Consider the following 19920-nt stretch of genomic DNA (forward strand, 5'->3'; position numbering starts at 1 on the left):
CGGATGTACTGGCGAGTTGAGATGCAGAGCCGATCCCCTCGGGAGACACTGGAGCCGTTGGGTGAAATCCCCAGCGGCTTTTTCGTATCCAGGCTTTGCTTTGGATGAGGCCTGCCCTCTGAGGTCTCTACCCCTCCACGCCAATTTGTGACTCCCCAAACGAAAACACCCCTGCCGGGGGAGGACCGGCAAGGGCGTTGGAGAGAAGCCGAAAGGTGGGAGGAACCGCTCGGCTGGTTCGCTTCAGATGGGGGAGGACCAGCTGAAGCGAAATGGGGAAACTTAAGAGCGGACCGCCTGACGGGCGATGGCCGGGATGTCGGAGCGGGCGATGCCGAGGTCGGCGAGTTCGCGCTGCGAGAGACGGTTCAGTTCGGCAGCCGTGTTGCGATACTGGCGCTATGTGCTGAAGGAGCGAGCGAGGGACATGATGTCTTGCCTTTCGTGCCCGGCCTCTCATCGGTGGTGGCCGGCGTGTTCCTGTTTTTCCGATGGGCAGAAACTACGCCTCTCGCTCATTGGGCAGTAGCGCAAAGCTCGAAGAGGAGCTTTGCAACCCTTCGCTATCGAGTACCCGCACGTCCGACATGCGAGGGACGCATGGATCGCCACCGTCTTGACGCCATAAATGCGCAAAAAACGGCCTAACTCGACCAAGTCACATGACGTTTTCGCATCAAATCAGCGCTTACGAGAAGTCGGTGGCAGGAATATCTTGAAAGCCGTTGAGCACGCGGATGACGGCCACGGCGTCAGGCATGACTCGATAAAACACCACATAGTTGCCAACGACGAAGCTACGCAGGCCCTCGGCCACTTCCGGTCGCGCCCGACCGGCGAGCGGACTATCCGCCAGCATGGCAAAGGTCCGCTCGAAGCGGTCGAGCATGGCGTCGGCGGCCTTCTCGTTGTCGTCGGCAATGTAGGACCAGACGCGCAGCAGATCGGCGCGTGCCTTCGGGGTCCGAATGATAGGCAGGCTCAACCGATCAAGCTTCCTTGGCACGCTGACGGCGGGCTTCGGCTTTCAGCTCAGCCGCGCTCTCCATCGGCTCAAGAGTTCCGCTGGCGTCACCTTCGGCAATCAGGGTGCGCAGGGCTTCCAGCTTGGCCTCCCGCGCCTGCTCACGTTCCTCGATCAGGCGCAAGCCTTCCCGGTGAACCTCGCTTACGCTGGCATACCGCCCGCTCTGCACCATGCGTTGCACCATATTCTCGTAGTGCTTACCGACCGTCACGTTCGCCATGTCGATCCCTCCTGATGCCGTAGAATAGCATTTTATGACATAATGCCCTAGAGAAAACCGACGCCGGGGAGCTAGCGGCAGCCCTTCCGCATCTTTTCATGATGTAGCCTACCCGTGGTCAAAGCACTCCCGCCCACCGCCAGGAGAAGGTCGAAGCCGTCGCAGCTGAGATCATACGACAGGATACAACTTACGAAGGACGGGAACGGGAGGATGCGCCGAATGCTTACAGGCGAACTCACGCCGCAAGGGAGCGCGATGAAGAGTGTCGGTTCGCTGGAACTCCCGCGGCATCATCCCTCTCTTCGAGGGATCAGACGGTCGGCGAGCAGGCGCTCGAACAGGTCGACGAAGGCATCGTCGGTGGCCTGATAGTCCAGGAACCCGAGGCGGCGGCTCTTGCTCATGTCGGTCACGACCTCGATCGGCCGCCCGAGATCGGCATCCGTGTGCCAGGGCGAGGCCAGGCGGGAGAGGTTGGGTTCGACGAGGCCCTCGCGCTCGGCGATCCGGCGCCAGATCGGCGCGTCGCCCTGCATCTGCTCCTCGAGCGGCTGGACGGTCCCGTCGAATGGTGCGGGCACAAGGCCAAACCAGTCCGCGATGCGCCCCCACATCCAACTCCACCGAAACACATCGCCATTGACGATGTTGAACGCCTCGTTGGCGGCTTCAGGCGTGGTGGCTGCCCAGAGAAGCTGCTGGGCGAGTTGGCGCGCGTCGGTCATGTCGGTGAGGCCGTTCCACTGGGCCTGCGATCCCGGGAACCGGAACGGACGCCCCGTCTCGCGGCAGATCGTGGCATAGACCGCGAGCGTCGTGCCCATGTTCATGGCGTTGCCAACCGCCTTGCCGATCACCGTGTGCGGGCGGTGAACGCTCCAGGAGAAACCATCGCGCGCGGCGGCGGCGAAAACTTCGTCCTCCTGAGCGTAGTAGAAGTTTGCCACGTCGAGCCGCCCTTGTTCCTCGCGGAATGGGGTCTGCGGCAGCTTCCCTTGTCCATAGGCTTCGAAGGGGCCGAGATAGTGTTTGAGGCCGGTGACCAGCGCGACGTGCCGCACCGATCCGCTTGGCCGCAGACCGTCGAGGAGGTTTCGCACCATGGCGGAATTGACGCGGATGTTCTCCGCTTCGCTGTCCTGACGGGCCCAGGTCGTGATGAACACCGCGTCCGGTTTGAGGTCGCGCAATGCGGTTGCGGTCGTAGCCGCGTCCTGAAGATCGGCCACGACAGGCCGGACACCCGCTTGATCGACAGGGCGCCGCGCGAGCCCGTGGACGACCCAGCCCCTGTCCAGAAGGAGCGTTGCAGTCGCGCTGCCGACGATGCCGCTCGCGCCTACCACCAATGCCGTTCGTGTCATGCTGCTGTCCTTCTCGTTGGAGCACGAGCTAGGAAGGCTTGCAGATCGCGTCCAGACGGCACCATTTGGGGACCTAGGCACCAAGAGGTATCCACCCATGAGACCTGGAACGCCCGATGAGGATTGGCGCGAGGACTGCGCACCGCGACGCGTGCTTGAGCTTTTCGCCACGAAATGGACGAGCATGATCCTGCATACGCTGCATGTACGCCACGGCGGCGCGGCGCGCGCCGGCGTCCTGTTGAGAAGCCTTTCCGGCATCTCCAAAAAGATGCTGACGCAGACGCTACGCGAGATGGAAGACAGCGGACTCGTCTCGCGCCACGTTCGGGGCACCATCCCGCCCGCCGTCGAATATCGCCTAACCGATCTCGGGTCCCGCTTCGTGGAACCCGTTGAGATGCTCTACGGCTGGGGGCGCGCCAACGCCGACGCGCTGGATCGGCTTGGCGCGCGGCAGTCGTCACGCCGGAAATAAGGAGCTGGCGCAGCGAAGATCCGTGGCGGCCAGCTGCGTGCGCCGACGCGAGAGGATGTCCGCTGTTACCGATTGAGAATGTCGGACGCATGTGTGCATAGCGGTGACCAACCAGGCCATTGGAGTGCTGTCCTGATGGCGAGCGCGGCGGAGTCAAATCCGGCCGATAGTTAGGCTGTTCTCTTTTGCGGGCAACGGCCGGGAACGTTTGCGCCCTGGCCATGCCTGTTCGATGCAGGCTCAGCGCTGTGCCATTCCGAGCTCGCCCTCCCACCGCCATCGCGGTCGAGCTTGCCGAACCGAGCCCATGAAGCAGCCGACCCTAGCCGAGGCAGAGCTGCCCGCAACCACTGCGCGGTCCTCCTCTTCGTTTCGGCCCCCGACTGCGCCGGCGATGCTGGCCAGCCCCGTCCCGACTGATCGGGTGGCTGCGGGGATTGGCTCCGCAAGCTCGAACACCTAGATTGGAGGCGAACGTGAAGATCGACGGACTCCAGATCGCCAAGGCCCTCAAGACTGCCGGCATCGACCAAGACAAGGCCGACGACCTCGCACAGGAACTCGCCGACGCCGACGACAACGCGGAGAAAGACATGGCCTCTCTCGAAGATCTCGATGCCATCAACGCCCGCTCCGATGCGCGCATCGAGGCCAGCTATGCACGCATCGAGGCCGCCATCAATCGCCAGATCGTCTGGACCGTCGCTACGTACGCGGCAGCAGCTGCCATCATCATTGCCGCTATGAAGCTCTAACGAGGACCGGAAGCCGGCTTCGGCGGGCTTCCCTGTTCGCCACGCCTTCCTTCAGCTCGGCGCCACACGCGCGGAAGTGATCATGGTCGTCGCCGTCTGCGCTTCCGTAAAGCTCTACCGTGCATCCGGGCCTTCATACACGCCAGTGCCTGTTGGTGCTTGATCCAATCGAGTGTTGCGGCGAGGCAGAGGACGCCCAGGAAGCCGAAGGCGGTTTTCTCTTATCGGGTGGCGCTAGCCATGCGCGTGAAGGATTGCGATCCCAAGAGTTGAGAGCCCTTCAGGGGCGTAGAGGAGCAGCAACCAAAGCTCGGCCCGAAGGGCTACACCTATATCGCTTGTCAGAGCTTTACGATGGCAACAATCGCGATCGTAAAGAGGAAGGCGATACCGGCGATCCAGACTCTCTGACGGTGAAGGGCGGCCTTGATGCGTGCATCGGAGCGGGCGCTGATGGCATCGAGGTCCTTGAGCGAGACCATGTCTTTCTCCGCGTTGTCGTAGGCGTCTGCGAACTCTGGCGCGAGATCGTCGGGGTTTCCATCGGCCGATGCCGGCACGGTCGATTGCCTTGGCGATCCTGAGCCCGTCGATCTTTGCGTTTGCCTCCAATCTACAGGCACCACAAGGCGAGAGGCGAGTGCTTTGCTACATGCCCATTCCAAGGTCGCGATCCGGGGTCTTGGCCGCTTCCCTTTCGCGGTCGCGGCTTCTCTCCACGCTCTGAGAGATATCTACCGTCTGCACCGCCTGATCAACGGTTGCGACGATCGAGCGAACCTCTTCTCGCTTTTCGAGTGTCATGCCCGGTGGGAAAGGGATGCCAGCAGCACGGGGATCGGCAGTCCGAAGACCTTTGAGCTGCGAACTCGTATGTCATCTGGCTTCCCCTACCACTCGTACTGGTGACCGTCTTCACGTCCATAGGTGCGTTCGTATTCGATCTTCCAAGCAAGGGAACGCTCATGTGACTGCGTGGCCTGAACCTGACGTTCCGCGACGCTCACAGCCTGGAAGGCTTGAGACACCATGGAGCGATCTTCGCGGGACAGGCCGGGAATTCGGTCAACGGCGTCCGGAGTGGGGAGGCGGCTGGAGAGGTCGCGAGTCCAGCTCTGTAGCTCATCCCACGCGCGCTTGTTCGCTAGCGCCTTCAGAGACAGTTCGTGAGACTGCTCCATCGTGGCAGGCTTCCTCAGCGCATGAGCCCGGTTGAGGTCATTCACAAAAGAGCGAGCTTCGAGCGAGAGGATCGGAAGCGGCTGCTTCAAAGCTGCGCGCCACGCGATCTCTTTCTCGCGCAAGACAGGCTCCATCCTGGCGAGCGAGTCCGCGTATTCATAAACGATGGAGCCAAGCCGAGGGACGTGAGCAATCGCTTCTTGGCGTTCCGCGTCAGGGCGAAGCAGTAAAGTGCGCCCGCCCAAAAGCTCGCCATAGCTGTGGGGCTCACGTTCGATCCGCTGAATGACCGGCATTACGTTGTTTGGAGAGGCGACAATTTCCGCTTTGACCTGAGCCCAGGCGCTTTCAACGTCGCGCCAGACATGGCTCGCTGATGCGCGAACCTGTTTGTCGAACTGGCTGACCATAGGACTGCGTTCCACCGCCTGAGCGACGGCTTCATCGATACTCAACGACCACGACGTCACAGCGGGAATGAAGTCGCGCTTGGGCTGGGCGGTAGAGGCGACTTCGCGAGCCGGATCGTTCGATCGAACCGGAACGGGTTCGCGCTGCATGATGCTGACAGCAGGGATCGCCCTTGTTGGCTCCAAAACGGGTTCAGGAGCGCGTTCGGGTGTCTTGAGCTGGTTTGCCACCATCTTCTCGTAGTCTCGCAGCACAGAGCGATCCTCTCGTTCCTGACGGTAGCTCATATCGATCGATCGAACTGTTCCTAGAAGGCCGAGCTCCCAGGATGCGCGCGACACTGCATGGATGTCCCGCCAGTTCGCCTCAAGCGCCTCCAGTACGGGGGCCGGCAGATGCGCCAGCCGGGGCTCGTAGTTCGCCTCCGCAAGGCTGGGGCCGATCGCGACCGCCAGCCTCGGCGGGATGATCGCCGCGACGGTTTCCGCGTAGGCCCGCAGCGGTTCGGCCGTGACCGATCGTGTCAGCTCGTTCTCAGCGGTGAAGAAGGCGGAGCGGCGGGCCAGGCCCTCGTGGTTCATCGCAGCCGAATGGGACTGCACATGCTCGAGCCGGTTCAGCGCTTGTCGCAAGTCCTCGTGGGAAATGAGTGCGTGCGCTGGATCGCGCTCCGGCGCACTCCGTTCCATCGGAATGCGGATTTGCTCGTGAGCGGGAATGGCGCGCCGCCGTTCGAAGAATTCGTTGGCGAACTCGCGTACGGATTGGAGAACGTCGGTCGGATGCGGCAAGCCCCGCTGTTCGAGGAAGGCATCGAAGCGACCGGCCAGACTTTGCTCGTAGGCTCGACGCTCTTCCAACGCTTTGCGCGCCTGGATGTAGTCGAGCGTCTTGGCGTAATCGAGAGAGGTGTCCTTCAGCCGGTCCATGGCCAGGCGGTTCAGGGCATAGTCGGGGGTCGCAAGCTCCTGCCGCAAGGGATGGGTGAAGGCGTCCAGCGGAACGTGCATCGTGACCTCCTCACGATGGCGCGACAGCGCGACATAGGTGAGCTGGGCGTCCATCATGCCGCTGGCCACGACATGGACGCGATCGTGCGTAGCGCCCTGCGACTTGTGGATCGTCGTGGCATAGCCATGGTCGATGTTGTTGTAGCCGTCCCGCGAGACCGTGACGGGCTCAGCACGATCGGGGACGGACACGCTGAGACGGCCTTCCACGATCTCTTCCACGACCCCGACCGTGCCGTTGCGCACGCCAAGTTGACGGTCGTTCTCGAGGAACAGCACGCGGTCGCCAACGGCGAACTCGCGAACGCCTCGAGCCGTCACGAACCGCTTACCATCGGCCAAACCGCCATCGAGCTTGATGGCTTCACGGGCCAAGGCATTCAGGGCCAGGACGTCACGGTTCGTATGGGCCAACATCACGACATCGGTGCCGGCGGTCCAATCGTGCTTCCAGCCCTCAATGGCGGATTGATAGGCGCTGCTGGCGGTCTCGTGGAACTGGAACGCATCGTTGCCGTGATAGATGCTTAGCGCGGAGCGCGTCTGGCCCGCACCGAACAGGACGCTGGCCTCGGCATGATCGTCGCGTTCCTGACGGCGCACTTCGGTCAGTTCGACATAGCCGACATCGTGAGCGATCGACCGGAACGCGGCTCCCGCTTCGATCGGCTGGAGCTGACGCGCGTCGCCGACGAGAATGGCTTTGGCGCCGAACTCGTCGAGGCGTTCCATGACGCGCAGCATCTGTGCGGACGCGACCATTCCGGCCTCGTCGATGACGAACACATCGCCCTTCTTCAGTTGATCGTAGCCCCGCGACCAAGCGCTTTCCCAAGAGGCGAGCGTTCGGCTTGCGATGCCGGAGGATTGCTGGAGATTGTCGGCCGCTTTGCCGGCCAGAGCCGCACCCCAGACATGGGTTTCCTCGGACCGATACATCTCGTTGACCGCGCGCATGACGGTGGATTTGCCAGCGCCCGCAATGCCGACCATGACGGCCACGCCTTCGGCCTGCGTCAGGCGTTCGATGGCCGCCCTTTGCTCGGGGCTATAGGCGAAGCCCTGAGCCTCCTCCGATCGCAGCGAGGCTGCGTCGCGAAGCTCCGGCGCAATCGCGAAGCTCTGGTCGTGGTGGCGCGAATGGATGCGCTCGTGAAGGAGGGCTTCGCGTTCCAGAACAGCCGTGGTGGTGAAGCGCTCGCGCTGGACGATCTTGTCGCTTTCGGGATCGTGGATTTGCGCCTGAACCGTCACCAGTTCGGGGAGCATTCCGATCTCGTGCATGAGAGCCTGAATATCGTGACCTCGACCAGCATAGCGGTGAAGCATCTTGGCGATATCGCGCGTGTCGAAGGTCGACTGCTCGCGGGTGATGTGCTTCAGGACGAGCGAGGGGTTCTGGCGGAACGCCTCGAAGTTCGCAGCCCGATCCGCCCGATCCAACGTGGGAACCTCGAGCTCCGATGTGACCTCCCGCATATGCTGGGTTTTGCCACGATGGATCGTCGGTCCGATCTCGTGGATGTCGCGATCCACGAAGGATCGGTGGTCGACGGTGATGTCGTAGCCCGCTTCCAAGAGGGCGTGGTTCACCTCATCGGCCCAGGAAGCCCGCATCTGGCGAAGCTCGTCCTTGGAGCCGCACCATTTCTCGTAGACCACATCGCCCTTGGCGGTGCGAAGCGGCTCACCGGCCTCGTCATAGGCGATCGTCGCTTTCGGCCCGAAGCCATGTTCCGCTAGGGGTCGAACGGTCGAAAGGATATGAACATGGGGATTGTGTTCGCGCCCTTCGGGCAGGTGAAAGGCCCAATCCGCGACACGGCCCTTGGCGGTGTAGTTCTGCTCGATGAAGGCCCGAACGAGTTCGATGTTCTCCTCGCGGGTCAGCTCGATCGGGAGAGCTAGAACCAGCTCCGTGGCGTAGCGGGCGTCGCGTCGCTTCTCCCCGGTCTCAACTGCATTCCAGAGCACTTCGGAGGCGGCCACCGCCTCATGGCCTTCCATGCGGATACTGGAGGAGTTTGAGTCATAATCCCCGACGCGAAGCGCCTCCAGAAGCCAGGCTGGAGCTTCGGGGGGCAGAGTGATTTCTGAATGAATGGTTCCCTTTTTATGGGAATAATCTTCGATCTGATTACCCCGCTCTCGTTCCATGCGAACGGAGTGACGATAAGCAGCCGCAGCGACGGCCGATTGGCCGGTGCCACCCGAGATCACAGATTGGCGGAAGCTGTAGATCGCCAAATCAAACCCAAACGCGAAAAGGCCGCGTCAGCGGCTTGTTTCGAAGTCTAGCAGAGCCCTGTTGCGAAAAGCAACAGGTAAGTGCGCTATTAGCTTCGCTTATAGACAAAGGCGCGACCGCAGAGCGGTCACCGTTTAGAGCCGGTCGCTACGCTCTAGGGAGGCCGATAGGAGGGGCGCGGGAGGCAAACGCAGCGGGTCGCGGGCAACGCTGCGGAGGTCACCCACACAGGGAGTGCCGCTCGCGACGGAGCCCCAAACTCGACATCCGAGTTCGGACGGCACCGGGCGCCCGATCGAGCCATCGATCGCGCCGGATGTGCCCGAAACCGCGCAGCGGTGAGGCACGGGAGAGGTGATAGGGGTTTGGGGAAAGAGGAGGAGGGAACCGTCCCTCTTTCCCCAAAAGCAAGCGTCGAGGAGAGGATGCCTCCTCTCCTCAAGTGTCCCGTGTTCAGGAGTTGCGGTCTCGCCCCAGCGGCGCCGACGAGCAGGTTGGGTCGGATCGTCAAAACGGTCCCGTCAGGCTCGGCCCGAAGATGGGCCGAACGCTTCGTCTGGCTCACACATGAGCGTGGTTCCGACAGCCCTCGTTGCCTGCCTGGAAGACGAAGCCTTGCGGCAAGCGACGCATCGGACTCGATGCCTTCAGCCAAAACGCCATCGACGTGTCAGATCCCGCGATCCTGCAGGCGGCTTTCGAGATCGACGCTAAGCGGATGGCCAGCATTCTGGCCCTTGCCCCCGACGCCGACGGCCGCGTCCGTTTGAACGAGTTGGGATCCCTGTTCCCGCATCTACGCTTTCTGCTGGAGCGCTGGATGAAGGAGGGGTCGCTCCCTTTGCGGGACGTCGTGGAGCGCATGCTCCACACCGCTGGCCGAGACGACGATCGGGAAGCGGCGGAACGCCTCGCCACGCAGATGCTGGCCGCCCTTGGTCACGCCCTTGGCTAGGACAGAGATGGTCCCGCAACGACGCTGGTTCCAGAAGACGAGAAGGCTGCGTTACGCGGGGTGGCAGAGCGTTGGATGGAGGCGAGAATGCGCACCCGGCAATGGCGCCTAGCGGCACAACAGAGCGAGCCTCGTCTGGCCGCCGGACTGGCAGCGGCCGCCGAGGTTTTAGCCCGTTCCAGCCGCTGCGACACTGAACGCGCTTCCTCGTCATGATTCGCCTGAGAAGGCGACCGGCCGGGATCGCTCACCGTGGCCCGACTGGGGCCGCTTCGCGATGATACTTCAGCTCGTAGCGGCGATGGCTGCGGTACTGCTTCTTGATCGCGCGGTGCTCGCCGGGGTTCAGAAGTTCGTAGCCCCTGGCCGTCATCCGGTGCACCCAGGTCGTCTCCAGGGCCAGCGCTTCCTCGCGCGAGAACGCCTCGCCCAGCTGCTTGAACCTCGGTCCTGTGCCTTGGTTCAGATACGTCGCGATCCTCTTGATCCTGCGAAACATCAGCTGCGTATCGGCGGGACGATCGGAGGGATCGGCCAGACGCGCTTCCAGCTTCGGTAGCAGACTGACGCTCGAACGGTGCTGCTGCCAGCGGCGCTCCAGACAGTTCGTCATGCCGACATAGAACGGCGTCCCATCCGGATTGCAGATGGCATAGACCCAGTGTGTCGGCGCATAGGGATCGGGGGCGTCGCGGAACGTGCTCAGCTGGCTCTCAAGACCCATCGCAGAGGCGCACAGACGCGCATGGCGCAGCGAGCGCAGATCCTCCTCATCGAACAACAAGCCGGCATCCACCGACAGATCCTCGATCGCGAGTTCGCAGGTTTCCGCAAAGGGCAAACGGGGCATGGCTCTCTCTCCTCGTGGACGAAGTCCCCCTCCCCTTCCCTTCCTCGTCCTCTGGGCCACAGCGCTCCGATACGGGCGCAAACCTCGGCCTCGACGACAGGGTCGATGCACCGGATCACAGCTGGATGCCGATGGTGCCAGCCTTGGCGGCGACGCAGATCGTCACCCGGCACGATCGCTCGGCTCTGGGTTTGTCCGGTCTTCAACTGGAAAGCGCCACCGACGCCGATGCCTTCGCACCCGGGCCGCTCAAGTTCGACATTCTGAAGCGTAGGTTCTCCCTATCGGAAGAATAGACACACCCCGGCCACCACTGATGAGAGGCTGGACACGAAAGGAGGCTCCCATGTCCCTCGCTTTCTCCTTCAGCACCTGGCGCCAGTATCGCATCGTCCATGTGAGGTGCTATCTGCCGTGTCAGGCTCGCTCTCGCCCTGAAAAACGCGCTTCAAGTCCTCCCTAACAAAAAATTGATAATGCGGCTCTGGCAACGGAGCAACCTATGACGAGCGTAGACATTGATCTGATCGGCGTTCCTGTGTTCGTGATCGATGTCGAGCCGGATGGAGGCTTTCGGCTTATCGGCATCAACGCTGCCGATGCCAGGATCGTCGGCGTCGACGCTTGCGTGGTTGCAGGGCGGCGCATTGAGGAATGCGTACCACCCGATCTGGCCGCCCGGATCACCGAGCGGTTCTCTACCTGTGTCGCGACGGCTGACCTTGTCGAATACGACGAGCAGATGGGTTTCGACATTCCTCCGAAATGATGGCGGACGACGCTGACGCCGGTCTTGGAACGCAGCTCAGGGGAGGTCGTTCGGATCGTCGGCGTTTGTGTGGAGATCACCGCCTGTAGGGCGATCGAGGCCGAGCTTGCGCTGGCGGTCATCGTCGACCCACTGACAGGGACGATGAACCGCCGCGGATTGGAGCGCTCGGTTGCGGCAGCGATCGATCGCGGATTGGTCGCCACGGAAGCCTTCGGCATCGCGCTCATCGACGTCGACGAATTCAAGTCGATCAACGAAACCTATGGACACCGGATCGGTGATGCCGTCCTTCGGCACGTTGCGAATGTGCTGCAGGCAGCGATCTTGGAAGGAGAAACCGTTTCGCGCATCGGTGGCGATGAGTTTGCGGTTTTGCTCCGCGTATCCTCGCGCGACGAGTTCCATAGAAGGCTCGCGATCCTACGCCAGTTGATGGACTGCGACGTTCTTCTGGTTGATCGGACCATCCGTGTCAGAGCGAGCCTTGGAGGCGCGATCTGGAAGCAGCCGTGGACCCTGGACGATATCCTGGCAGCTTCGGACAACGAAATGTATCGTCACAAAACTTAGCGACGAACGGCGGCCTAGCGGTGGATGATCCCTTGAGCCTTCCTCAGAGGCCCGTTCGGGATCGACTCCGGTAGCGGCCGTCGCCCTTGCGGCCGACCAGCGCGCTGTCGCGGACCATGACCTTTCCTCCCAGGAGAACGGTGGTCGGCCAGCCCTCGACCTCCAATCCTTCATAAGGCGTGTAATCCGCGCCATCGTGAAGGTCGGCGTGACGGATGGTGCGGCGTTCGGTCGGGTCCCAGATTGCAATGTCGGCATCCATGCCGACCGCGACCCGGCCCTTGCGCTCCAATCCATAGACCTTGGCATGGTTGGTCGCGGTCAGCGCCACAAACCGAGAAAGGTCGATCCGCCCCTTCATCACACCTTCCGAGAAGAGGATCGGCAGCCGCGTCTCGACGCCCGGAATGCCGTTCGGGATGTGCCGGAAGCTTGTCTTGCCCTTCGGGTTCAGCTTGCCTTCGGGGTCGTCGTAGCGGAAAGGGCAATGGTCGGAGGAGAAGAGGTCGAAGACGCCGGTTTCCAGGCCGTTCCAGCAGGCTTTCTGGGCGTCTGCGTCGCGCGGAGGCGGCGAGCAGACGAACTTCGCGCCCTCCCAGTCCATGCCGTCGAGATCGTCGGCGGTCAGCATGAGATATTGCGGGCAAGTTTCGCCGATTACCTTGCGGCCGCGCGCGCGCGCGGCGCGGATCTCGTCAATCGCTGGCCCGTTGGAGACGTGGACGATGACGACCGGCACGTCCACCACCTCGGCGAGCGATAAGGCACGGTGGGTTGCCTCGCGCTCGACAGCCACCGGCCGCGTCGAGGCATGGGCGCGCGGCGCGAGGTTTCCCTCCGCCTCGTGGCGGCCGATGAGGTAGCGGATCGCGTCCTCGTTCTCGCAGTGGACCATGACGAGCGCGCCCGTGCGACGGGCCACATCCATCGTCTCCAGGATCTGCGCATCGTTCAGCCGAAGGCCCTCATAGGTCATGAAGACCTTGAAGGAGGTGTAGCCGTCTTCCACCAGCGCCGGCAGTTCTTGGCCGAGTACGGACGCGCTCGGGTCGGCGACGATGAGGTGAAAGGAATGGTCGGTGTAGCAGTTGCCCTCGGCGAGCGCGTGATAGCCTTGCAGCGCCGCGCGCAAGCTCTGTCCCTTCTCCTGCAGGCAGAAGGGCAGGATGGTGGTGTTGCCGCCCATCAGCGCCGAGCGCGTGCCGCTTTCGAAATCGTCCGCCATGACGATCCCGTCGCCGGAGGCTTGAGCGATATGAACATGGCTGTCGATGCCGCCGGGCAGGACATAGCGTCCTGTGGCGTCGATCTCCTCCGTGCCCAGCCCCAGCGCCTCTCCGATCTGGACGATGCGTCCCTCACGGATGCCGATGTCGGCCTGGAAGACGTCCGAGGCGGTGGCGACCGTGCCGCCCCGGATCACGAGATCGAACCCCTCGCTCACAGCGCGGGCTCCAGGGCGGCGATCAGGCGATCGACCTCTTCCAGCGTGTTGTAATGGACCATGGAGACGCGCACGGTGCCATCGGTTCTGGTCAGCCCGTGCTCTTCCACAATGCGCTTGGCGTAGAAGTCGCCGTAGCGGATGCCGATCTTGGCCTTGTCCACGCCTTCGACGACCTCGCGGGAGCTGGTGTCGCCGACCGTGAAGGAGACGGTGGAGACGCGGTCCGCGATGGCCGAGGACGTCCGCCCGATGACGCGGACCGAGTTGCGGCTCCCGAGGAAGTCGAGGAGGCGCGCGGTGATCGCGCGTTCCTGTTCGGCGATCGCGGCAAAGCCCGCCTCGATCGCGGCACGCCCCTCGCCGGCCCCGGCGCGGGTGCCGAGTTCCTCGACATAATCGACCGAGCCGATCGAGCCGTAAGCGCATTCGTAGTTGATGTTGCCGGGCTCCAGCTTATGCGGCACGCGGCTTTTGTCGAAGAAGTAGTGGTAGATGTTATCGAGCGCCAAGAGCTTGTCGCGCTTACCGAACATCACCGCATGGTGCGGGCCGAACACCTTGTAGACGCTGAAGATGTAGTAGTCGGCATCGAGCGCCTTGACGTCGATGGCCCGGTGCGGGGCATAGGCGACGGCATCGACGCAGAGCTCAGCCCCGCCGGCATGGGCAATATCGGCGATCTCCCGGATCGGATTGATCGTGCCGAGGATGTTGGAGGCGTGCGTGACGCAGACGAGCTTGGTGCGCTCGCTCATCAGGCTTTTCAGGTCTTCGAGATCAAGTTCGAAGGTTTCCGGGTCGCAGCGCCACCAGCGGATTTTGACCCCGCGCGCCTCGTGTTTCAGCCAAGGGCCGATATTGGCCTCGTGGTCCGTGTTGGTGAGGATGATCTCGTCGCCCGGCTGAAGACGGCCCGTCATGGCCTCCGACAGAAAGCGGATGAGGATCGTCGTCGAGGGCCCTTCCACGATCTCGCCCGGCTCGCAATTCATGAAGCGGGCGAAGGCCTCGCGCGATTGGGAGACGCGCGCCGTCGAGATGCGGCTCGGCTCGTAGCTCGCGCCCGTCTGCACGTTGCTGGTGAGAAGATAGTCCGAGACGCGCGAGGCGACGCGCGCCAGCACTTGGGAGCCTCCGGCATTGTCCATGAAAGTCCATTCGCCCGACAGGGCGGGGAACTGGGCTCTGGCGAAGTCGAGATCGAGGGTCATGTCTGCTGGACCTTGCCGGCGCGCGTAGGCTTTTCCCCGGCGCCTGTCTGGAGAAATCAGTGGTTGAGAACCGCGTCGAGAAAGGCGCGAGCGCGCTCGTTGCGGGTGGAGGAGAAGAAGACGTCGGGCGCGGAGACCTCGCGGATTTCGCCATCCTCCATGAAGACGATGCGGTCGGCGACCTGCCGCGCGAAGCCCATTTCATGGGTCACGAGGACGAGCGTGACGCCGGAATGCGCAAGGCCCTTGATGACGTCCAGAACCTCGCCCACCATCTCGGGGTCGAGCGCGGAGGTTGGTTCGTCGAACAGGAGGATGCGCGGCTCCATGGCGAGCGCGCGGGCGATGCCGACGCGCTGCTGCTGGCCGCCCGAAAGCTGCGTCGGGAACTTGGCCCCTTGCGCGCCGATGCCGACGCGGTCGAGCAGCGCCTGCGCCTTGGCGCGGCTCGCCTCCCAGGTGAGCTTCTTCACCCGAACCGGACCGAGCGCCACGTTATCGAGCACCGACAGGTTGGGGAACAGGTTGAAGGCCTGGAACACCATGCCGGTCTGCTGGCGCACCTTGAGGAGGTTGCGCCCCCGCTCGACCCGCACGCCGCCGACGAAGACCTCGCCCGCGTCGTATTCTTCCAGATGGTTGATGCAGCGGATCAGCGTGGATTTGCCCGAGCCCGAGGGGCCGAGCAACACGACCACTTCGCCGGCGGCGACGTCGAGATCGACGCCCTTGAGGGCGGTGAATTGGCCGTAGCGCTTCACGACGCCGCGCATACGGATGATGGGCTCTGGCGATGGGGCGGTCATGTCAACGGGCCTCCCGCGCGGAGTAGCGCGTCTCGAAGCGGGCGACGAGGCGCACCAGCGGCAGAAGCAGAAGCAGGTAGAGGATCGCCGCGCCGATCAGCGGCGTCGGGTTGGCCGCGAGCGCCTGCGCCTGCGTCGCCTGCTTCAGAAGATCCGGCAGAGCGACGACCGAGGCGAGCGCCGTGTCCTTCATGACGTTGATCGAATTGTTGGTCAGCGGGGGAATGACGATCCGCACCGCTTGCGGCAGGATCACATCGCGCATCACGTCGATGGCATTAAGGCCGATCGACTGGGCGGCCTCGAACTGGCCGCGCGGGATGGCCTCGATGCCGGCGCGGTAGATTTCCGCCGTATAGGCCGCCGAAACGGTGGTGAGCGCGAGACACGCCGAGGCGAAAGGCGAGAGACGAATGCCGATGAAGGGAAAGGCGTAGTAGACGATCACCAGCCAGACGAGGACGGGCAGCGCGCGGAACACGTCGATATAGGCAATGGACAACCAACGCAGCGGGCGCGGCGCATAAAGGCGCACCAGCGCCAAGGCGAGACCGCCCAGAAGACCCAGCACGATCGACAGGCCGCCGAGCAGGATCGTGCGCCAGAGGCCCTGAAGGAGCTGAGGCATCGAGCGCCAAAGCACGTCGATATTGAAGAAGGTGGTGACGATATCCATGCCTGTCCCTGCGACCGGGGGAGGGCGGGCGCCGCGCGTCCTGCGGGCCCGCCGGGAGTGTCGGGCGCCCGGAGGTCAGAGCTTGGGTGCGCCCAGAACCTTCACGGTCGAGGTTTCGGCGTCCGGCTTCGTGCCGAACCACTTCTCATGGAGCCCCGCCAAGGACCCATCCCCCTTCATCTCCGTAATGGCCTTGGTTGCCTCCGCCACGAGAGGCGAGTCTTTTGCGAACATCACCGAATACTGCTCGCCGGTCGGGATGCGCTCGACCACAGCGTATTGCGGCTTGTCCTTGATGTAATAGGCGACCGCCGGAATGTCGGAGATATAGCCATCGATCCGGCCTGCCGCGAGGTCGAGCATGGCGGGCGAAAGCCCCTCGAAGCGGCGGATTTCGGAAAGACCCAAGTCCTTCTCGTGCTGAGTGGCGTAGATGTCTCCGGTCGAACCGGTATCGACGCCGACGACCTTTCCTTTGAGACCGGACAGGCCACCGATGCCGGAATCCTTCAGGACCGAAAGGGACTGGTCGCTGTCGTAATAGGGTTGGGCGAAGGAGACCGACTCCAGCCGCTTCTTGGTGATGGTGATGGAGGAGACCGCTGCGTCGATCCGGCCGGACTGGACGGCGGAGAACAGGCCGTTGAACGGGATGTTCTCGAACTGCACCTCGTCATAGCCCATGCGCTTGGCGGCTTCGCGCACCAGATCGATCTCGAAGCCGACGATCTCGCCCTTCTCGTTCTGGAACTCCCAGGGCACGTTGCCGACATTGGCGCCGACGGTCAGCGTCTTGGCGCTCGCGGGGCCGGCGAGCGCCAGAAGGGCGGCGGCCAGAGCGGCCAGTTTGAAGCGGGTCATGTCGGCTCCTCGGAAAGATGGAGGGAACGGCGGATCGACGGATCGGGCAAACCTGTTCAGAAAATAGACAGTAAGGGTGAATTGCCCTCCGGTGGTCAATTGGTACGGACTGCGTGCGATTTTGAAAAGAGGGAAAAACAAAAATCAAAAGAATCGCATGCACTTTATTTCATGCCTGCGAATGAACGGGATGCCCCGAAGGAGCAGGTGTTGGTCCAATCGAGATCGTCCGACTTTTTGAGGAGGGGAAGCCGATTGGGCGCGATCTGCCGACACAGCCGTCTAGGCTGTCTGAGAGACCTGGGGTCGGTCGGCCGCGTCGCTTCTCTAGCCGTTTGTCGGAGGCTTACCGGTATGCCGTCGGCATCGGTTCTGTTTCGCTCGCAGGAACGGGCGACAATCGCTCGTCAGCCCTTTGCCTGCCGGTTCCCCGACAAGTCCTTAGACCTCGTCCGCGATCCGGCGGCGGCCGCGCGCGGATGGCGCTTCCATCTCGGCATAGGGCGCGAGAATATCCATGAGGTCCCCGCGAGCGTCCGGTGCCTTCAGAAGCGCGCGCTGGGCGACCTGCTCGAGATGATGAGCCATCAACCGACTGGCACGGGCCGCATCCCCTGACTCGAGAGCGGACAAAACCTCACGATGTTCCGAGATGGCGCATTCGCTGGAATGAGGGCGTCCGAAGGCGGCGAGCGAGAGGCAGGATCGATAGGCCGTCTCACGGACGTAGCGCGACAGGGTTGGGCGTCCGGTCATCTCGGCAAGCCGCACGTGAAATTCCGTCGCAAGTCGCAGCGAGGCCGCTTCCGGCCCGTTTCGCGCCTGCTCTTCGGCTTCCACGTGGCTCGAAAGTTCGGCGAGTTGGCGAGGCGACAAACGCCCAGCCAGATGCTTGACCACCAGCCGCTCCAGCTCGACGCGAATATCGAACTCGTCGCGCGCATCCTCGAAGGACGGGGTGGCGACCACGGCGATCCGGTTGCGCCGAAGCTCCACGAGCCCCTCGGATGCCAACTGCCCGAGCGCATGTCTGGCAAGCGTTCGGCTGACGCCGAAACGCTCGCCCAGTTGATCTTCCGGCAGCTTGTCGCCGGGCATCAAGGCGCGTTCCAGAATGGCGCGGCGAATGGCTCGGCAAATCATCGATGCCCGGTCCATGGCCTTCGACTGGCCCTCCTCAACCGTTTCGCTCGTCACTCGGCGCTACCTTCCATCCCGCAATCCTGCGGCTTTAGCACCCATCAACGGGACGTTGAAGCGTCCGATGGTCATGGCATGCAATAACGAGTTCAACTGCATGCATTTCGATTCCAACGCGGTGCGTCTAAACTGCCTCTGCAGCCCGGAACGGACCATGGAAATGACCCGCACGACGGTCCGGTTGGAAGTATGTCATAGCTTCGGCGTGCCGCCGTAGCGAAACAAAGCGCAAGGACGCCTATCCATATCGAATCTGCGGCAACCGCAACCGAGCCGAGCGTGTCATGGACCGGCAGACCTGCACATCGTCGCATGCGTCTACGCCATGCGCAAAACAGGCCGCTCCGCTCGCTGAGAGGTTCGAACAGCTTCTGGACAAACCATGGGGGTTGCGGCCCCGTCGGAAGCGGTCCGTCGCAAACGTCCGCGAGTGTCCGACCCTACCGTGAAGCGAACATGAATTGGCCCTCGAGGCTGCAGGTTGCCGTTATCGGTCTGCCTTTGTCTGATCGAAGCGAGCTCCTGCTCGCTCGATATCGGGCCCGTATGCGAGTGCCCAAGCACACAATGCCTCGAATGGCTGGCGCAGGGAGTGACCGAGCGGCGTGATCGCGTACTCCACACCAATCGGGGCGGTCGGCAGGACGGTCCGCGTGACGAGGCCGTTGCGTTCCAACCGCTTCAAAGCGTCCGCGAGCGCCTTGTGCGTGATGCCGTTCAGCCGTCGTTTGATCTCGTTGAATCGGGCTGGCTTGGGGCACAGCACGGTCAGGATCAGGATCGTCCACTTGTCGGCGATCCGATCCAGAACCGGTCGGATGCGAACCATGTCCGCGCATGCCTCCTCCGACAAAAGCTCAAGCTCGGTATCATCAGGCATATCTAGGCTCTTCGAAGTGCGTTCTTGCGACTAGATACCTGTCGTATATCTGGAGGCCATCGCTGAGCAAGGAGCATGTGCGATGGCAAGAGTTGAGAACAAGACCGCTCTCGTGGTCGGAGGCGCCAAAGGGATCGGTCTGGCGATTGCCGAACGTCTCTCGCGCGAAGGAGCCACCGTCTTTTTGACCGGGCGACGGGCCGACGAGGTGGAGGACGCCGCCCGCAAGCTCGGCGGAGATGTTCGTGGTCTCGTGGCCGATGCCGCCTCTCCGAAGGATTTGGAGCGCGTCGTTGCGGACGTGATCAAAGCGCGAGGGCACCTGGACCTCCTCGTTCTGAATGCCGGTCTCTCCGAGCCTGCCTTGATTGCGGATCAGACTCTGGAGCACTTCGATCGCCATTTCGCGGTGAACGTGCGTGGCATGGTGTTCGGCCTCAAGGCGGCTTTGCCCGCGCTCAGTGAAGGCGCTTCGGTGGTCCTGATGGGATCGATTGCAGACACTATGGGCATTCCGCCCTACAGCACCTATGCGGCCACGAAGGCGGCGGTGCGATCCTATGCTCGTTCCTGGGCCGCTGAACTTGCACCGCGCGGTATCCGCGTTAATGTCGTGGCACCCGGCCCAACCGATACGGACATGATGGCGGCCGTATCGGAAGAAGGGCGCGCGGCGCTGATCGCACCGATCCCGCTGGGTCGCATGGCACGCCCCGAAGAGGTGGCCTCCGCGACGCTGTTCCTCCTCAGTGACGAAGCAAGCTTCATCACCGGCGCGGAACTCTGCGTCGATGGAGGTATGCAGCAGGTCTGAACCTCGCATCCCATGGCTGATCATGCCCGCTTCCAACCTCCCAACGTTGGAAGCGGGCAGTCGCACCTTCACCGAACCAGTATGCATCTGCTTGTTGCGTAAGGCCGAATGGGTGCCGTTTCGCCATCAGTTCGTTTTGAATCTGAGTTGGCTCGAGGCATGGTTCCCTGTCTTGTTGTC

20 protein-coding genes and 1 pseudogene are annotated in these 19920 nt (G+C 62.9%); 7 read left to right on the forward strand and 14 right to left on the reverse strand.

The genetic code is table 11. The features are described 5' to 3' along the window. Positions 1 to 282 precede the first annotated feature (282 nt). The 4 genes and pseudogenes from AUL28_RS22225 to AUL28_RS16900 all read right to left on the reverse strand — a co-directional run. Positions 283 to 387 (reverse strand): annotated as a pseudogene (locus AUL28_RS22225) (DUF1127 domain-containing protein); the annotation flags it as partial. Between the two features lie 301 nt (positions 388 to 688). Further along, positions 689 to 985, reverse strand: a complete 297-nt coding sequence (locus AUL28_RS16890; protein WP_062234813.1) for a type II toxin-antitoxin system RelE/ParE family toxin — start codon at positions 983 to 985, stop codon at positions 689 to 691. Between the two features lie 4 nt (positions 986 to 989). Next, complete coding sequence (locus AUL28_RS16895; RefSeq protein ID WP_062234816.1) at positions 990 to 1247, reverse strand: type II toxin-antitoxin system ParD family antitoxin; 258 nt, start codon at positions 1245 to 1247, stop codon at positions 990 to 992. Between the two features lie 293 nt (positions 1248 to 1540). After that, a complete protein-coding gene (locus AUL28_RS16900) occupies positions 1541 to 2614 on the reverse strand; it encodes an SDR family oxidoreductase (RefSeq protein WP_062234819.1) in 1074 nt (357 codons plus the stop codon). Positions 2615 to 2711: 97 nt separating this feature from the next. Here AUL28_RS16900 and AUL28_RS16905 point away from each other — a divergent pair, with 97 nt between their 5' ends. Further along, complete coding sequence (locus tag AUL28_RS16905) at positions 2712 to 3092, forward strand: winged helix-turn-helix transcriptional regulator (protein WP_062234821.1); 381 nt, start codon at positions 2712 to 2714, stop codon at positions 3090 to 3092. 476 nt (positions 3093 to 3568) lie between these two features. After that, positions 3569 to 3847 (forward strand): hypothetical protein, encoded by a 279-nt coding sequence (locus tag AUL28_RS16910; protein WP_153003903.1) that lies wholly within the window; start codon positions 3569 to 3571, stop codon positions 3845 to 3847. 341 nt (positions 3848 to 4188) lie between these two features. Here the strand turns inward: AUL28_RS16910 and AUL28_RS16915 are convergent, their stop codons facing one another. Together AUL28_RS16915 and traA are read right to left on the reverse strand one after the other, a co-directional pair. Then, positions 4189 to 4407 carry a hypothetical protein gene (locus AUL28_RS16915; protein WP_062234823.1) on the reverse strand — a complete coding sequence of 73 codons (219 nt, stop codon included), beginning with the start codon at positions 4405 to 4407 and terminating at the stop codon, positions 4189 to 4191. A gap of 330 nt (positions 4408 to 4737) precedes the next feature. Continuing rightward, positions 4738 to 8697 carry a Ti-type conjugative transfer relaxase TraA gene (gene traA, locus AUL28_RS16920; RefSeq protein ID WP_082640527.1) on the reverse strand — a complete coding sequence of 1320 codons (3960 nt, stop codon included), beginning with the start codon at positions 8695 to 8697 and terminating at the stop codon, positions 4738 to 4740. A gap of 668 nt (positions 8698 to 9365) precedes the next feature. Here traA and AUL28_RS16925 point away from each other — a divergent pair. Then, complete coding sequence (locus AUL28_RS16925) at positions 9366 to 9653, forward strand: hypothetical protein (protein WP_156420045.1); 288 nt, start codon at positions 9366 to 9368, stop codon at positions 9651 to 9653. 247 nt (positions 9654 to 9900) lie between these two features. Here the strand turns inward: AUL28_RS16925 and AUL28_RS16930 are convergent, their stop codons facing one another. Beyond that, on the reverse strand, positions 9901 to 10503 hold the full coding sequence (locus AUL28_RS16930; RefSeq protein ID WP_062234830.1) for a GIY-YIG nuclease family protein: 603 nt from the start codon (positions 10501 to 10503) through the stop codon (positions 9901 to 9903). Between the two features lie 131 nt (positions 10504 to 10634). Here AUL28_RS16930 and AUL28_RS22775 point away from each other — a divergent pair, with 131 nt between their 5' ends. From AUL28_RS22775 to AUL28_RS16940, 3 genes are all read left to right on the forward strand, one after another. After that, positions 10635 to 10799 carry a hypothetical protein gene (locus AUL28_RS22775; protein WP_192843482.1) on the forward strand — a complete coding sequence of 55 codons (165 nt, stop codon included), beginning with the start codon at positions 10635 to 10637 and terminating at the stop codon, positions 10797 to 10799. A 206-nt stretch (positions 10800 to 11005) separates the two neighbouring features. Continuing rightward, positions 11006 to 11272 (forward strand): hypothetical protein, encoded by a 267-nt coding sequence (locus tag AUL28_RS16935; protein ID WP_062234832.1) that lies wholly within the window; start codon positions 11006 to 11008, stop codon positions 11270 to 11272. Positions 11273 to 11296: 24 nt separating this feature from the next. Beyond that, complete coding sequence (locus AUL28_RS16940) at positions 11297 to 11845, forward strand: GGDEF domain-containing protein (RefSeq protein WP_062234834.1); 549 nt, start codon at positions 11297 to 11299, stop codon at positions 11843 to 11845. A gap of 43 nt (positions 11846 to 11888) precedes the next feature. Here the strand turns inward: AUL28_RS16940 and hydA are convergent, their stop codons facing one another. From hydA to AUL28_RS16975, 7 genes are all read right to left on the reverse strand, one after another. After that, entirely contained in the window at positions 11889 to 13289 is a 1401-nt protein-coding gene (hydA, locus tag AUL28_RS16945; RefSeq protein WP_062234842.1) for a dihydropyrimidinase, read from the reverse strand. Then, complete coding sequence (locus AUL28_RS16950) at positions 13286 to 14503, reverse strand: cysteine desulfurase-like protein (RefSeq protein WP_062234845.1); 1218 nt, start codon at positions 14501 to 14503, stop codon at positions 13286 to 13288. The genes hydA and AUL28_RS16950 overlap by 4 nt, the downstream gene beginning before the upstream one ends. A 56-nt stretch (positions 14504 to 14559) precedes the next feature. After that, positions 14560 to 15309 (reverse strand): amino acid ABC transporter ATP-binding protein, encoded by a 750-nt coding sequence (locus AUL28_RS16955; RefSeq protein WP_062234848.1) that lies wholly within the window; start codon positions 15307 to 15309, stop codon positions 14560 to 14562. Between the two features lies 1 nt (position 15310). Beyond that, positions 15311 to 15985 carry an amino acid ABC transporter permease gene (locus AUL28_RS16960; RefSeq protein WP_058601708.1) on the reverse strand — a complete coding sequence of 225 codons (675 nt, stop codon included), beginning with the start codon at positions 15983 to 15985 and terminating at the stop codon, positions 15311 to 15313. Positions 15986 to 16060: 75 nt separating this feature from the next. Then, a complete protein-coding gene (locus AUL28_RS16965; RefSeq protein WP_058634985.1) occupies positions 16061 to 16846 on the reverse strand; it encodes a transporter substrate-binding domain-containing protein in 786 nt (261 codons plus the stop codon). Positions 16847 to 17287: 441 nt separating this feature from the next. Beyond that, positions 17288 to 18004 carry a GntR family transcriptional regulator gene (locus tag AUL28_RS16970; RefSeq protein ID WP_062235060.1) on the reverse strand — a complete coding sequence of 239 codons (717 nt, stop codon included), beginning with the start codon at positions 18002 to 18004 and terminating at the stop codon, positions 17288 to 17290. A 529-nt stretch (positions 18005 to 18533) separates the two neighbouring features. Then, positions 18534 to 18926 carry a winged helix-turn-helix transcriptional regulator gene (locus tag AUL28_RS16975; protein WP_062234860.1) on the reverse strand — a complete coding sequence of 131 codons (393 nt, stop codon included), beginning with the start codon at positions 18924 to 18926 and terminating at the stop codon, positions 18534 to 18536. 82 nt (positions 18927 to 19008) lie between these two features. Between AUL28_RS16975 and AUL28_RS16980 the strand changes: the two genes are divergently transcribed. After that, complete coding sequence (locus AUL28_RS16980) at positions 19009 to 19740, forward strand: SDR family NAD(P)-dependent oxidoreductase (protein WP_062234863.1); 732 nt, start codon at positions 19009 to 19011, stop codon at positions 19738 to 19740. The last annotated feature ends 180 nt before the right edge of the window (positions 19741 to 19920 follow it).

The sequence above is a fragment of the Aureimonas sp. N4 genome, assembly GCF_001463925.1.
GTDB lineage: Bacteria > Pseudomonadota > Alphaproteobacteria > Rhizobiales > Rhizobiaceae > Aureimonas > Aureimonas ureilytica_A.

Bases quoted from the DNA above. Each gene is read 5' to 3' on its own strand.
- AUL28_RS16895 (WP_062234816.1), bottom strand. From the start codon at position 1,247: ATGGCGAACGTGACGGTCGGTAAGCACTACGAGAATATGGTGCAACGC.
- AUL28_RS16900 (WP_062234819.1), bottom strand. From the start codon at position 2,614: ATGACACGAACGGCATTGGTGGTAGGCGCGAGCGGCATCGTCGGCAGC.
- AUL28_RS16905 (WP_062234821.1), top strand. From the start codon at position 2,712: ATGAGACCTGGAACGCCCGATGAGGATTGGCGCGAGGACTGCGCACCG.
- AUL28_RS16930 (WP_062234830.1), bottom strand. From the start codon at position 10,503: ATGCCCCGTTTGCCCTTTGCGGAAACCTGCGAACTCGCGATCGAGGAT.
- AUL28_RS22775 (WP_192843482.1), top strand. From the start codon at position 10,635: ATGGTGCCAGCCTTGGCGGCGACGCAGATCGTCACCCGGCACGATCGC.
- AUL28_RS16935 (WP_062234832.1), top strand. From the start codon at position 11,006: ATGACGAGCGTAGACATTGATCTGATCGGCGTTCCTGTGTTCGTGATC.
- AUL28_RS16950 (WP_062234845.1), bottom strand. From the start codon at position 14,503: ATGACCCTCGATCTCGACTTCGCCAGAGCCCAGTTCCCCGCCCTGTCG.
- AUL28_RS16955 (WP_062234848.1), bottom strand. From the start codon at position 15,309: ATGACCGCCCCATCGCCAGAGCCCATCATCCGTATGCGCGGCGTCGTG.
- AUL28_RS16960 (WP_058601708.1), bottom strand. From the start codon at position 15,985: ATGGATATCGTCACCACCTTCTTCAATATCGACGTGCTTTGGCGCTCG.
- AUL28_RS16965 (WP_058634985.1), bottom strand. From the start codon at position 16,846: ATGACCCGCTTCAAACTGGCCGCTCTGGCCGCCGCCCTTCTGGCGCTC.
- AUL28_RS16970 (WP_062235060.1), bottom strand. From the start codon at position 18,004: ATGGACCGGGCATCGATGATTTGCCGAGCCATTCGCCGCGCCATTCTG.
- AUL28_RS16975 (WP_062234860.1), bottom strand. From the start codon at position 18,926: ATGCCTGATGATACCGAGCTTGAGCTTTTGTCGGAGGAGGCATGCGCG.
- AUL28_RS16980 (WP_062234863.1), top strand. From the start codon at position 19,009: ATGGCAAGAGTTGAGAACAAGACCGCTCTCGTGGTCGGAGGCGCCAAA.